This is a genomic window from Lysinibacillus sphaericus (genome assembly GCF_005217585.1).
Lineage (GTDB): Bacteria > Bacillota > Bacilli > Bacillales_A > Planococcaceae > Lysinibacillus > Lysinibacillus sphaericus.
Map to the genome: position 1 here is coordinate 193151 of NZ_SZPT01000002.1, position 13804 is coordinate 206954.

The 13804-nt window shown below is 37.3% G+C and carries 14 protein-coding genes; 12 read left to right on the plus strand and 2 right to left on the minus strand.

Annotated features, from left to right (window positions below):
- Position 1 precedes the first annotated feature (1 nt).
- The 8 genes from arsD to adhP all read left to right on the plus strand — a co-directional run bounded on the left by arsD (position 2) and on the right by adhP (position 8317).
- Entirely contained in the window at positions 2-361 is a 360-nt protein-coding gene (arsD, locus tag FC748_RS06625) for an arsenite efflux transporter metallochaperone ArsD (RefSeq protein WP_108030349.1), read from the plus strand.
- 1 nt (position 362) lies between these two features.
- The gene (arsA, locus tag FC748_RS06630; RefSeq protein WP_108030350.1) at positions 363-2132 is read left to right on the plus strand and encodes an arsenical pump-driving ATPase; all 1770 of its coding nucleotides are present in this window, start codon (positions 363-365) and stop codon (positions 2130-2132) included.
- Complete coding sequence (locus FC748_RS06635; protein WP_024361723.1) at positions 2129-2410, plus strand: Fe-S cluster assembly protein HesB; 282 nt, start codon at positions 2129-2131, stop codon at positions 2408-2410. The genes arsA and FC748_RS06635 overlap by 4 nt, the downstream gene beginning before the upstream one ends.
- A gap of 143 nt (positions 2411-2553) precedes the next feature.
- Positions 2554-3909, plus strand: coding sequence for an NAD(P)-binding domain-containing protein (locus FC748_RS06640; protein WP_108030351.1), 1356 nt, complete (start codon positions 2554-2556; stop codon positions 3907-3909).
- Positions 3910-4193: 284 nt separating this feature from the next.
- On the plus strand, positions 4194-5336 hold the full coding sequence (locus FC748_RS06645) for an MFS transporter (protein ID WP_108030352.1): 1143 nt from the start codon (positions 4194-4196) through the stop codon (positions 5334-5336).
- A gap of 250 nt (positions 5337-5586) precedes the next feature.
- Positions 5587-6336: a glycosyltransferase gene (locus FC748_RS06650; RefSeq protein ID WP_024361725.1), complete on the plus strand. Its 750-nt coding sequence runs from the start codon at positions 5587-5589 to the stop codon at positions 6334-6336.
- Positions 6337-6473: 137 nt separating this feature from the next.
- Positions 6474-6986 (plus strand): DinB family protein, encoded by a 513-nt coding sequence (locus tag FC748_RS06655; RefSeq protein WP_025219498.1) that lies wholly within the window; start codon positions 6474-6476, stop codon positions 6984-6986.
- Positions 6987-7297: 311 nt separating this feature from the next.
- On the plus strand, positions 7298-8317 hold the full coding sequence (gene adhP / locus FC748_RS06660) for an alcohol dehydrogenase AdhP (RefSeq protein ID WP_108030353.1): 1020 nt from the start codon (positions 7298-7300) through the stop codon (positions 8315-8317).
- A 189-nt stretch (positions 8318-8506) separates the two neighbouring features.
- Here the strand turns inward: adhP and FC748_RS06665 are convergent, their stop codons facing one another.
- The gene (locus tag FC748_RS06665; RefSeq protein ID WP_108030354.1) at positions 8507-9127 is read right to left on the minus strand and encodes a class I SAM-dependent methyltransferase; all 621 of its coding nucleotides are present in this window, start codon (positions 9125-9127) and stop codon (positions 8507-8509) included.
- Between the two features lie 317 nt (positions 9128-9444).
- The gene (locus FC748_RS06670; RefSeq protein ID WP_108030355.1) at positions 9445-10356 is read right to left on the minus strand and encodes a DNA-3-methyladenine glycosylase family protein; all 912 of its coding nucleotides are present in this window, start codon (positions 10354-10356) and stop codon (positions 9445-9447) included.
- 178 nt (positions 10357-10534) lie between these two features.
- Between FC748_RS06670 and FC748_RS06675 the strand changes: the two genes are divergently transcribed.
- The 4 genes from FC748_RS06675 to FC748_RS06690 all read left to right on the plus strand — a co-directional run bounded on the left by FC748_RS06675 (position 10535) and on the right by FC748_RS06690 (position 13319).
- A complete protein-coding gene (locus tag FC748_RS06675; RefSeq protein ID WP_108030356.1) occupies positions 10535-11248 on the plus strand; it encodes a 2OG-Fe(II) oxygenase in 714 nt (237 codons plus the stop codon).
- An 86-nt stretch (positions 11249-11334) separates the two neighbouring features.
- Positions 11335-11961, plus strand: coding sequence for a bifunctional transcriptional activator/DNA repair enzyme AdaA (locus FC748_RS06680; RefSeq protein WP_108030357.1), 627 nt, complete (start codon positions 11335-11337; stop codon positions 11959-11961).
- Positions 11945-12478 carry a methylated-DNA--[protein]-cysteine S-methyltransferase gene (locus tag FC748_RS06685; protein ID WP_024361735.1) on the plus strand — a complete coding sequence of 178 codons (534 nt, stop codon included), beginning with the start codon at positions 11945-11947 and terminating at the stop codon, positions 12476-12478. The genes FC748_RS06680 and FC748_RS06685 overlap by 17 nt, the downstream gene beginning before the upstream one ends.
- Positions 12479-12500: 22 nt before the next feature.
- A complete protein-coding gene (locus tag FC748_RS06690; protein WP_108030358.1) occupies positions 12501-13319 on the plus strand; it encodes an SPL family radical SAM protein in 819 nt (272 codons plus the stop codon).
- Positions 13320-13804 lie beyond the last annotated feature (485 nt).

A 13804-nucleotide genomic window follows, 5' to 3' on the forward strand; every position in this document is an offset into this window, starting at 1 on the left:
ATTGAAAAAAATTCATATCTATGAGCCAGCCATGTGCTGTTCAACAGGCTTATGTGGCCCTTCTATAGACCCAGAATTATTACGTATGTCGTTTATAATGAATAATTTAAAAAATACAAACATTGAAGCTGTAAGATTTAATCTCACGAACGATCCAAATGCTTTTATAGAAAATGAAGCAATCAATCAACTTTTAATGGCACAAGGAATGGATGCCTTGCCTGCAACGTTTGTTGATGGGGAGTTACTTTGTAAAGGGATATATCCCACTAATGAGCAATTTTCACAGTGGTCAGGGCTTTCAGAAAAAGAACTATTACAAAAGCCGAAAGTACGCTTGTCACTAAAAGGAGATGCGTAAAATGGAACGCTTTACAAGAAGTCATTTCCCTGACACCCCATTTTTGTTTTTTACGGGGAAGGGAGGCGTTGGAAAAACGTCTGTTGCTTGTGCATTATCAATAGCCATTGCAAATAAAGGAAAAAAGGTACTTTTAATTAGTACAGATCCCGCATCTAACTTACAAGATATTTTTGGTCAAACGCTTTCGAATAGTCCAACAAAAATTGAAGGCATAGACAATCTATTTGCGATAAATTTAGACCCTGAACAAGCAGCACAACATTACAAAGAACGAATGGTTGGTCCGTACCGTGGAAAACTACCTGATGTGGTCATTCAAAATATGGAGGAGCAACTTTCGGGGGCTTGTACAGTTGAAATTGCTGCTTTTAATGAATTCGCAACACTATTGACTGATACTTCAGTGATTGGAAATTTTGACACTGTCGTGTTTGATACAGCACCAACAGGTCATACATTACGCTTATTACAACTACCTTCTGCATGGTCTACATTTCTAGATGAAAATACGACTGGCACTTCATGTTTAGGTCCTTTAAAAGGGTTAGAACCACAACGTGAAGTCTATAAAGAGGCTGTTCATCGTTTAAAAGATGCGAATCAAACAACGTTAATGATAGTGACACGCCCTGAAGAAAACCCTTTAAAAGAAGCCGCTCGTGCTTCTAACGAGTTGTATGAAATTGGTATTCAAAATCAGACGTTATTAATTAATGGCTATATGCGTAATGTCAATTCTACTGATTGTACAGAAGAAGCATTCATTGCACGTCAATCGGATGCATTAGCCAGAATTCCAAAAGAACTAAATCGATTTGAACATTTCTACTTACCGTTTGTACCTTACTCATTATCAAGTATGGAACGTTTGCAAGCATGGATGACCAATCAGGAAATTTCACATACACATGCATCAACCGAAGAAATTAAGATTCCAGAAGTCGAGGAAATGATTGCTGATTATTTAGAACGTAAACCAAAATTGATTTTTACAATGGGTAAAGGTGGGGTTGGTAAAACTACGATTGCTTCTTATATTGCCTTACGCTTAGCCGAAGAAGGTATTCCTGTACATTTAACTACAACAGACCCTGCTGCGCATTTAAATTGGACATTTGGAAACGAACAAGTCAAAAATTTAACGATAAGTCGAATAGATCCGAAAGAAGAAGTTGCAAATTATGAAGCTGAAGTGCTGGCAAAGGCAAGTGAAACAATGAACGAAGAAGGTTTAGCGTTTGTGAAGGAAGATTTAGCTTCTCCCTGTACCGAGGAAATTGCAGTATTTCGTGCATTTGCAAATGTGGTAGAAAATCATCAAGATGAGGTCATTGTTATTGATACAGCACCAACAGGGCATACGTTACTTTTACTAGATGCAACAGAAGCTTATCATCGCGAAATAAGCCGTTCACAAGGGGATATTCCCCCGGCTGTTTCTAACCTGTTACCAAGGTTGCGTGATGCTTCTTATACCAGTGTTGCCATTGTAACACTTCCTGAAGCAACACCTGTTTATGAAGCGACACGCTTACAGGAAGATTTACAGCGTGCTGGATTATCTGTTGATTGGTGGGTTGTCAATCAAACCTTTTCTTCAATCCACACAACAAGTGCCATATTAATTCAAAAACAACAAGCAGAAACAAAATGGCTGAATGCAGTACAATCCATCAGCAACAATCAATTCGTAGCCATTCCATGGGTAAAAACACCACCAGTCGGAACAAAAGGCTTACATGAACTAAAAGGAGAGAAAATCAAATGAAAATGAGTCCAGAAGGCAAACATTATTTAGAACAGGTAATAGCTGATTCGGAGGTTAAAACACTTCGTTTCTTTGGTATTGCAGGCTGCTGTGGGGTTAATTTAGGTGTAGGCTTAGAAGCACCAGCAGCAGAAGATACTATTCAAACAATCGAAGGTATCCAAGTCGCAATCCATCCTGATATTGCACCACAATTAACAGATGTAACAATCCATGCCGAAGAAGAGAATGGTGAACTTGGTTTAGTATTGGAAGGATATTCTCCGACCTCTTGCTAATTAAAAGCCGACAGGAATAGAGGCTACAAAAGTTTGCTTATGTTACAAAGCATAACTATATTACGTCTAGCTAACTGCTAGACGTAAAAAATATCTTTTACATAAGTAATTACTTATGTAAATGACTAAAAAGGAGAAGTAAGATGAACACGCTAAATGTAATGAAACAAAATACATCTTGTTGCACCCCTGCAAAGAGCATTGAAATTCAACAGATTAATCCCAATGCCAATAAAAATTTACCCGTCGTAATAATTGGCGCAGGTCCAATTGGTTTAGCTGCTGCTGCTCATTTAGTGGCACAAAAACAAGCCTTTATTGTACTAGAGGCAGGGCATGAAATAGCACACAATATGCGTAGTTGGGGGCATGTGACGTTATTTTCTCCATGGCGTTATAACATCAATAAAGCTGCTAAAGCATTATTAGAAACCTCCGATTGGGTAGAACCTAATTTAGATACGTTACCAACAGGAAATGAATTAATTGATCTCTATTTAAAACCTTTGGCTGAGTTAGTACAAATAAAGCCTAACATTCAATTAAATGCAAAAGTAGTGGGTATTTCACGACAATTTAATGATAAGATGAAGACGAAAAATCGACTAGAACAACCCTTTACTATTTATGTTGAACGAGAGAATGACATTCATATCATTGCGGCAAGAGCTGTTATTGATGCGACAGGTACATGGGGAAATCCAAATCCGGCGAATACTACAGGTGTGTGGTTACAAAATGAAAAGGCCCTAACAAATCACATTGAGTATGGTATTCCTGATATAAATTCAAATGCTAAGAGATATGCAAATAAGAAGATTGCTGTTATTGGTGGTGGCCATTCAGCGATTAATACCTTATTGACACTTGCGGCACTACAAGAAGATAATCCTGCAACAAAATTAGTATGGATAATGCGGAAAAAATCTGTAGAAGAAGCCTATGGTGGTGAGGAAAAAGATGCATTAGCTGCACGAGGCGCACTGGGAATACGTATTCACGAATTAGTTGAGACAGGTAAGGTTGAGGTCGTTACACCTTTCTATATCTCACAGTTGCGTCAAGATGAGAACATCCAAATTATTGGTACTATTAACGGGGAAACAAAAGTATTAACAGGATTTGAAGAGCTAATTGTTAACGCAGGTAATCGACCTGATTTTACGATTAACAGCGAACTACGCCTTTCCATTGATGCAGCAACAGAAAGTGTGCAAGCATTGGCGCCTTTAATTGACCCGAATGAGCATAGTTGTGGAACAGTAAGAGCGCATGGAGAAGAAATACTGAGACAACCAGAAAAAGACTTCTATATTGTCGGTGCTAAAAGCTATGGTCGCGCACCAACATTTTTAATGGCAACAGGTTATGAACAAGTCCGTTCCATAACGGCATACTTATGTGGTGATACAGAAGCTTCAAAACGTGTGGAATTAGCGTTACCTGAAACAGGTGTATGTAGTGCTCAACTTGGTCAACCATCCAATACGTGTTGTTAAAAATTTACTGTTAGCGAAAGCTAGCAGTCTTTTGCACTAGTATTACTTCCTATTGCGCAAGTTGCTGGAACCGTCTTCGGAATCCCATGTTGACGAAAAATAATGGCATAAATATAATTGACAACCAATAATGCAAAATGGTATTTTTGTTTAAGAAATTTTTAATTGAATAAGGCGACATGACTTTGGATGTCATGTTAGCGAATTGACAAAGAAAATGTTTTAATGCAGCGCCTCCTAAACTGGAGGCGCTGCTTTTTGTATTTTTTTAGAGGAGTGAAATGATGGATAAAAGAATTTACCTATTATCGACGATTGCCTTTATAGTTGGTCTAGTTGAATTAGTAATTGGAGGGTTGCTTCCACTGATTGCGGAAGATTTAAAGATTTCGTATGGCAAAGTAGGAATGTTAATCTCCATGTTTTCATTAAGTTTTGCCATATCAGGCCCTATTTTATTATCTTTAACCTCAAAGATGGAGCGCAAAAGATTATTTCTCATTGTTTTGTTTATTTTCTTTGTCTCGAATATGATCATTGTGTTGAGTGATATGTATACTGTTCTTTTGGCTGCTAGAATATTATCAGCTATGTGTGCGTCGCTTCTTGTTTCATTATGTATCACCATCGCTTCTCAAATAAGCGATGATGCATATACAGCAAGAGCAATCGGCCTTGTATTAATGGGGGTTAGTGCTTCCCTGGTGTTTGGTGTTCCGTTTAGTTTATGGTTAGGTAGCGAATTAGGTTGGCGGGCCCCATTTCTATTTATTGCTATTTTGACATTATTGCTTATGTTAATTGTATTTTTTGCATTGGGGAAAATCGAGCCAAAGAAGAATTTACCTTTAAAAGCACAAGTAAAGGCGTTAAAGGAACGAAAGATTTTACTTATTCATTCGATTTCCATCATATTTTTTACAGGGCATTTGACTTTGTATGCATACTTAACACCATTTCTTCAGTCAACGCTACATTTGTCAGAGAAGTCTCTTAGCCTAATGTATTTAATCATTGGTATATTCTCCATATGCGGAAGTTTATTAGGTGGATATTTTACTGATCGTATTAGTGCAAAACGAACAATTTTCTCCGTACTATCCTTATTTACACTAACGATTGTTGCGATACCGTTCTTAAAATTTTCCGTCGTGCTGTTCGTTGGAGCAATATTATTATGGAGTTTACTAAGTTGGTCACTACAACCTGCGATTCAAAGTTATATTGTTTCTTCTGCATCGACTACATCAGATATCCATCAAAGTTTAAATAATTCTAGTGCCCATATTGGTATGGCATTAGGCTCCACGATAGGGGGCATAACCATTGACGCATATACTGCTGAAATAAATGCGATAATCGGTGGCACAATTGCCTGTATCGCATTGATAGTAGCCATACTAACCTTTAAATGGCAAAGAAACTAAATAAATATATGGTCAATTTTTGTCCAATTAAGCCTAAAGGATTAATACAATAAATAGAAAATATATCATATATTTGTAAAATAGATTAAAATAAAACTAGCCCCGTAACATTGCAGGCTAGTTTTATTTTGATTGTATGAAAGAAGAACTAAAGCACCATAAGTCAGTTAGGCATTTTCACATTTTCATTTGAATATATTTAAGTAATAGCTAATATGAATAGATTAAATATAATGGTGAGGGAGATTGGATGGACACTTCGACAAATACGCATCAAGAGGATGTAATCATTTCTATTATTATACCCGCCCATAATGAAGAAAAGTACATTGGAAAATGTTTAGAATCCATTTCAAAAGCGTCAAAATTACTTCAAAATCAAGTTGAAATCATTGTTGTGCTAAATCGCTGTACAGACAAAACGGAAGAAATTGCAAAATCTTATAATTGTATTACAGTAAACAATGACGATAAAAACCTTTCTAAAATTAGAAACACAGGCGTTGAAAGAGCTAGGGGCGAAATCATCGTAACGATAGATGCAGATACACAGATGAATGAGCATATGCTTACAAAGGTAGTACAAAACTTGAGCTCGGGAAAGTATATTGGCGGAGGAGTTACAGGGAAATTTGAAAGAATGTCTTTAGGGATTTTCGTTTCAACTATGTTATTAATAGGACCTTTACTTTTTAAATATGGCGCCATATCCGTGGGGATTTTTTGGTGCTACAAAGAGGATTTTAAGTCCATTAACGGATTTAATGAAGCCATGCTTATGGCGGAAGATGCTGATTTTGCCAAACGCTTAAAAGTGTGGGGAAAAAAGAAAGGAAAAAAATACGGAACAATCCAAAATGGTATGATAACTTCCAGCCGAAAGTTTGATAAACACGGAGACTGGGTGTTACTTAAACGTCCGAAATTAATTTTAGCTTATCTGAAAGGAACAGATAAACAATATGCAGATGAAGCCTATTATGAAAATCATGATCGATAATCTATCAAGTTGAGGGAAAAATAAAGATTCTGATTGTCAAGCAGCTATTAAAATTTACAGAGACGTTAATCGAAGCAGGATTAACGCTTTTTTTATTGAAATTATTTATTTATAGCTAAAAGAGAGGGGCAACAGATATGAGTAAACAATTAATCATCGGCGACGTAACGCAAGAACTAGCTTCTACACGTCGCATATTGGAACGCTTACCCGAGGAGCATATGTCATGGCGACCACATGATAAATCAATGACCCTCGGTGGACTAGCCACACATCTAATCAATCTGCTAAACTGGCAAATCACAATTATTCAGCACACGGAGTTGGATCTTTCAACAGTACCACTTCGACGAGAAGCAATAGAAAAACAATCTGACATTCTAGAAGAATTTGACGCCAACGTCTCCAAACTCGATAAGTTGCTTGCCGAATGTGACGACAAAGCGCTCGGCGATGAATGGACACTTCGCCATGGCCAGCATATTATTCGCCAAGAGCCGCGAGCACTTGCGTTACGTACTTTTGGAATTAGTCATATGGTTCACCACCGTGCACAACTGGGCGTATACTTACGCCTTCTTGATATTGCGGTGCCAGGCTTTTATGGACCATCAGCCGATGAAGAAGCCCCATTACGTAACTTGGTGTAAGGTTGTAAAGTTGAAAGAGTTGCATAATGCAGCTCTTTTTTCATTTTCTGTAGGCTGATTACTACTAAAAGGCTTTTGGGCGAGGTTTTTTTAAAATCATCCTACAGCTTTCGATTTATTTAATTTTAAAAATATTCTATTTATTTAAAATAATAGTATTTTTCTATGAGGGTAGACTCATTTTTTATGAATCGTCCTAAAATAATTGAATTCAATTAAAATCCTTTATAAAATGAAAGCGAATTCACACTTTAGTGCATGCACGCTTGTTAATTAAAATGATTTCTTACATTTAAGGAGGCATGTTAATTATGATAGCAGCAGTTGTAACGAAAGACAAAAAAGTAAGTGTAGAGGAGAAGCAACTAAGACCATTAAAACATGGTGAAGCATTAGTACAAACAGAATTTTGTGGTGTTTGTCATACGGATCTACATGTCAAAAATGCAGATTTCGGTGATGTTACAGGGATTGTATTAGGTCATGAGGGTATTGGTAAAGTGATTGAAGTTGCAGAAGGGGTTACGTCACTAAAAGTTGGTGACCGAGTATCTATTGCTTGGATGTATGAGAGTTGCGGACACTGTGAATATTGTACGACAGGTCGTGAAACACTTTGTCGCGATGTTAAAAATGCAGGGTATACAGTAGATGGTGCTATGGCCGAGCAAGTGATTGTATCAGCTGATTATGCAGTTAAGGTTCCAGCTAATTTAGATCCAGCCGCCGCTTCTTCTGTCACTTGTGCAGGTGTGACAACTTACAAGGCTGTGAAAGTGTCAAATATCCGTCCAGGACAATGGATTGGGATATTTGGTATTGGTGGTCTCGGCAACTTAGCTGTGCAGTATGCTAAACATGTTTATGGTGCAAACGTTGTGGCGTTCGATATTAATGATGAGAAGCTAGCATTTGCTAAAGAGGTAGGGGCAGATGCTATTGTCAATTTATTAAATGAAGACCCAATTGCTAAAGCGAAAGAACTGACGAATGGGAAAGGCTTAGATGCAACTGTGGTTACAGCTGTAGCTAAAACGCCGTTCAATCAAGCGATTGATGTGGTAAAAGCAGGCGCACGAGTAGTAGCAGTTGGTTTACCTGTAGATAAAATGGATTTAGATATCCCTCGTTTAGTACTGGATGGCATCCAAGTGATTGGTACATTAGTAGGTACACGCCAAGACTTACAAGAAGCATTCCAATTTGCTGCAGAAGGTAAGGTAGTGCCGAAAGTAACATTGCGAAAAATCGAAGAAATTAACGAGATTATGGAAGAGATGGAACAAGGTAAAATAACAGGACGTATGGTAATTGACTTTACGAAAGAATAGCTTGTTATCTATTAATTTATAAATAACTAAACTAGGCACTTCCGCTACAAAGGAGGTGCCTTTCTTTTATCTTTACAAATACATGTGTTTTTTAGTGAAAAGAAGCAACTGACTTTCATCTAGATTCATATTTTTTATGCACAAAGGCGTTTCTAAGTTAATTGAATTAGAAATTTGCTTCTGTCATAGTTACTTAATTTTCATAACTTCAATATATCTATACATTCCTTTTAACATAACAGGGTCATCCTTTATAATTTTAAGCCTTTGTTTTTGTTGACTAAACATTTCTTCAAAACTTCGACCAATATCAGTACCTAATAGGCTTATAAAGGGCCTTAACAGCTTTTGGGTTACAGTTATTCGTTGATGTTTAGCAGCAAATTTATCAAAAATTAGTATTTTTCCATTCAGCTTTAAAACGCGAATCATTTCTTCAAAGCATTTATGTTCATCAGGCACGACAGAAAGAATTAAACTCGCCACAATATAGTCAAATGATTCATCTTCAAAAGTCATTGTTTGCGCATCCATTTCGATAAATTGGATAGCAGAGTGCTCGAATTTACTTTTAGCGATAGCTAACATATCAGGCGAATAATCAATGGCTGTAATATCATAATTCATAAAGTCAATGTATTCTAAATCAGCTCCAGTACCGATCCCAACAAATAAGATTTTCTGCTTGCTTTGAAAAGGGACTTGTTGAAAAATCTTTTTTCTCGTCTTCAAAAAAACACCAGTATTAAAAAATCTATCATAGAAAGAAGAGCCCACTTTGTAGACAATCTTATTCCACTTATTATTCAATCGGTCATCCCATCTTTCATCCGTAAAATTAAAGGAAAGTCATTTAAAATTGCTTAAGGAAGGTAACTCCGTACAGCGCAAGCATTGTCACTAAATATTCCTTGTATACTAAACTATAGCTTCGAACATATCCTCCTTAGACATCTAGAGCTAGCGACATAGGTGTCTAATAAAGTGGGATGAACACACAGATTCCAGCTATTTATTACAGAAAAAAATTGAAGACAATCTACCTTGACTTCAGTCTGAAACCAGTAATAACAACGATGCCTCCTACTTACATATGACAAAGACATTTAACTATAATCAGAACGTTATCAGTATAGAACACGCCATAAATAAAAGGTAGCGTATGATTCCCAATTTTTCCAGTTGACTGATAGTGCTAAAATTTCATCTTTTGTAGGCTTTTGCGTCATATTACGTAATACTTTTATCGAATTAATCAGACCGACATCATCAATTGGAAAAGCTGTTTGGAATCTCAGGCAGCGCATCAGCACGTAATTGGCTGTCCATGGACCGATGCCGCGTATTTGAATTAAGCTTTTTTCGGCATCTTTAAAGTTCATTGCCAGTAATTTTTCCTTCGATAATGTACCATTTTCCATCAATTTGGCAATACCAATGATATATTCACTTTTTTTTGCCGTCATTTTGATATCTGCTAGGTCGGATGGTGTTAACTGTGCAATGCGCTCGTACGTTGGGAACACCCAATATTTTTTACCTCTCCATTCGATAAAATCGCCAAAGCTTTCTACAAATTGTTTCTTTAAGGAGTAAGCAAAGGCTAAATTAATTTGTTGCCCTATAACGCCCCAGCATAAAGCTTCAAATAAATGAGGAATGCCGACTACACGCAATCCATAAAATTTTCGGGCGGGCATTTCAAGTAATGGGTCTGTAGTTGCCATGTCGTAAAATGGCGTTAAATCGTTCTCAAGGTCAAACCATTCATAAATATAGTGTACAATTTGTTGTCGTATCCGCTTATCATTCGGTCTAGAATCATTTAGGAATTGAACAATCATTTGGTTATGTTGGCTTACGCTAATCTGCACTAGGGAGCGCATTTCTCCTATCGCAATAACCTTTGTAATAACATTGTTCTCAACTTCATACAGACATTCATTTTTTTCTCGTAATAGATAGTTTAGATTTGCATTCATATCGAAATGGTTAGGTAATGGAATGACCATCTCATCATTATTTTCATGCCATCTCACTTTTGCATTCTCCTCTACAAACTTATTATTAGGAAACATACACGATTAAAATTTACTTTACCATATCATAATCGAGACGAATTTTGTTATCTTGCTATTACATTCTAAACACCTTATGTTTTTCTACTGATGCGGTTATAGTGTTAGTTATCAAGAATGCGAATAGGAGGGTGTAACAATGGTTCAAGATATTAAAACAAGAGTGGAAAACTTAGATTGGGACACCATTCAAAATGAATTAGATGCACAAGGGTTTACAAAGCTTCCAGTGATTTTAACAAAGGCGGAATGTGAATTTCTAAAAGCGTTGTATCTTGAGAAAGAGCCGTACAGAACAACAATCAATATGAAACGCTATCGCTTTGGCCATGGGGAGTACAAATACTTTTCCTATCCACTACCTGATATCGTCCAAAGTTTAAGAGAGGTCTTCTATGTAGAATTGTCAAAAACAGCGAATCGTTGGTTGGGGTATTTACGAAAAACAGCACAGTTTCCCAACAACCTTCAAGATTTTTTGACCATCTGTAAAGAAAATGAGCAAACAAGACCAACACCTTTACTATTAAAGTATGAAACAGGGGGCTTTAATTGTTTGCATCAAGATTTATACGGCGATATATTTTTCCCATTTCAAGTAGTCTTTGTCTTAAATCAACGTGAAAAAGACTTTTGCGGTGGAGAATCGCTATTAGTGGAACAAATTCCGCGTGCTCAAAGTAGAGGACATGTTATTACTTTAGCTCAAGGTAGTGCGCTCATTTTCCCTACGAACTATAGAGTTGTTCTTGGTCAAAAAGGGTATTACAAAAATAAGGTTCGTCACGGAGTAAGTACAGTTACTTTAGGGGAACGTTTTGGTCTTGGAATCATTTTTCATGATGCGACATAAAAACTACTTCAATATCTTGCTATTCAACTTCAAGCATTGTACATTGGGAATTTCTAAGGAGTATAGTGTAAAGAGAGGTGAGCGTAATGCTAGATAGGTTCAATCACGAGTGTCATGATAAAACTTCAAATGATATGGAACAGATAACAGATGAAAAGTGGCAAGCAATAATAAATAATGATCCAACGTATAATCATCAATTTTTCTATGCTGTCAAATCAACAGGGATCTTCTGTAAACCATCTTGTAAATCGCGCGTCCCGAAAAAAGAAAATGTCTGTATTTTTCAAAACGCAGAACAAGCTCTACGCGCAAATTTCCGGCCTTGTAAACGTTGCAAGCCAACTAATGAAAAATTACCTGATAGCGAATGGGTCGAGCTAATTACTGCCTACATTGATAAAAATTACACAGAAAAATTAACCCTAGAATCGTTAGCTACAATTTGCCATGGGAGTCCCTATCATATGCATCGCACATTTAAAAAAATTAAGGGTATAACACCGGTTGAGTATATACAACGAGTTCGCGTACATGAGGCTAAACAATTATTAATGCAAACAAATAAAGCCATCGGAGATATCGCCATCTGTGTAGGAATGATGAATACGCCTTATTTTATTACGTTATTTAAAAAGAAAACTGGATTGACACCAGCACAATTTCGACAAATGCATCTAACTGGAGGAAAAGATAGTGGTAACAAACAATAAAACAACGCTCTATTGGGCTTTACTAACATTTGAAGATTGGCATTTTTATATTGCTTCCACTTCTAAAGGGTTAGTATATGTAAGTTCACAGAACAGCGCATTCGAGGAGTTAATCGAATGGGCCAAGAAGCGCTTTCCAGGAAGTCCACTAATTGAAGATAATAAAAAGCTAGAACCCTATATGGTTGAATTGATTCAATACCTACAAGGAAAGCGAAAAACATTTACTCTGCCATTTGATTATGTAGGAACACCATTTCAGATAGCAGTGTGGAATGCACTTTGTGACATTCCTTATGGACAGACGAAATCCTATTCAGAAATTGCCAATGCTATTAATAAACCAGCAGCTGTGCGCGCGGTTGGCACAGCGATTGGAGCCAATCCAGTATTAATTACTGTACCGTGCCATCGGGTAATTGGCAAGAATGGCTCATTAACAGGCTATCGAGGAGGATTAGAAATGAAAACACAGCTCCTAGAGTTAGAAAAGGGAACTTCAACTAGCTACGAGTGATTATGAATGGAGGGGGACGGTGATGAAAAGTGAATTATTCTATAAAAATCCAAAAACGATTCTGAATAAAGGAACTGGTTTTCTTGCTGGATATACGCATTCACTAAATCCTTATACAGGCTGTTCATTTGGGTGCTCCTATTGTTATGTACGAGCAATGCCTGTGGCACTTTTTCGAGATGGTGAATGGGGCAATTGGGTCGATATAAAAAACGGAGCTGCAAATTTATTAAAAAAGGAGCTTCAGCGCGCCAAAGCTAAAGGAAATGTGACCATTTTTATGTCATCAAGTACAGATCCTTATCAGCCAATCGAGCATAAGGAAAAAGTGACAAGGTCCTTACTAGAAGTGATGGTCGCAGATCCCCCAGACTTCCTTTTAGTGCAAACTAGAAGCCCTCTTGTAAGCCGTGATATTGATTTGCTACAGCAATTTAAAGAGAAAGTTCGAGTAAGTGTAACGATTGAGACAGATTCCGAAACAATACGTAAACATTTTACGCCAGATGCACCACCAATTCAGGCGCGTTTTAAAACATTAGAAACATTAGCAGCCAACAAAATCCCGACCCAAGTGGCTATAGCCCCCATTTTACCAAGTGGGGAATATTTTCCTGAGAAATTGAAACCATTCGTCGATCGAATATGTTTGGATGACTACTTTTTAGGAGATGGCAGTGGAGGAAATCGCACAAGAAAACTTGGCATGGAGGAGAAATATGCCCAACTTGGTTTAGAAGATTGGTACGGACCACATGTAATAAATAATGTCTATAATCGATTGATTAAAATCTTTCCAGAAAGTGATGTTTATCTAAGTCAAGCAGGATTTGAGCCGTAAAAGTAATAGCACATTGGCTATCACAAATGGAGCTTTGCAAATAACGGAACAGAACGACCATTACAAGCATCCTTGCTGAATTTTACATAAATGATGCTTGTGCGCTGTGAGAGCTATCGAGATGGGCAACTGTATGTGTGGTTGAATCTCGATATGTTTTACAGTGTAATTTTTATGGGAAAATCCGTAAAAGCAATGTGTAGTAATCTACCCTACCTTAATATAATTACTTTTGTCACAACTTTCTAGTTATCGAAAGTATGGAAATGGGTCCAAGCGGATTGTGGAGCATCATATAGTGCATTAAAAGGGGCTGGGACATAAGAGAAAAAGTGTTAGATTGATGGCAGTCAATCTAACACTTTTTTGCTATGCCGTTGTTGACCGCTACGGCGGTGCTTTCCGCGGGCACACCGTAAGCCGCAACCCTCGCTAACGCGCGGTCTGTTGCGTCTAACATTATGTGCTGTTCCCACTGGAGTCAC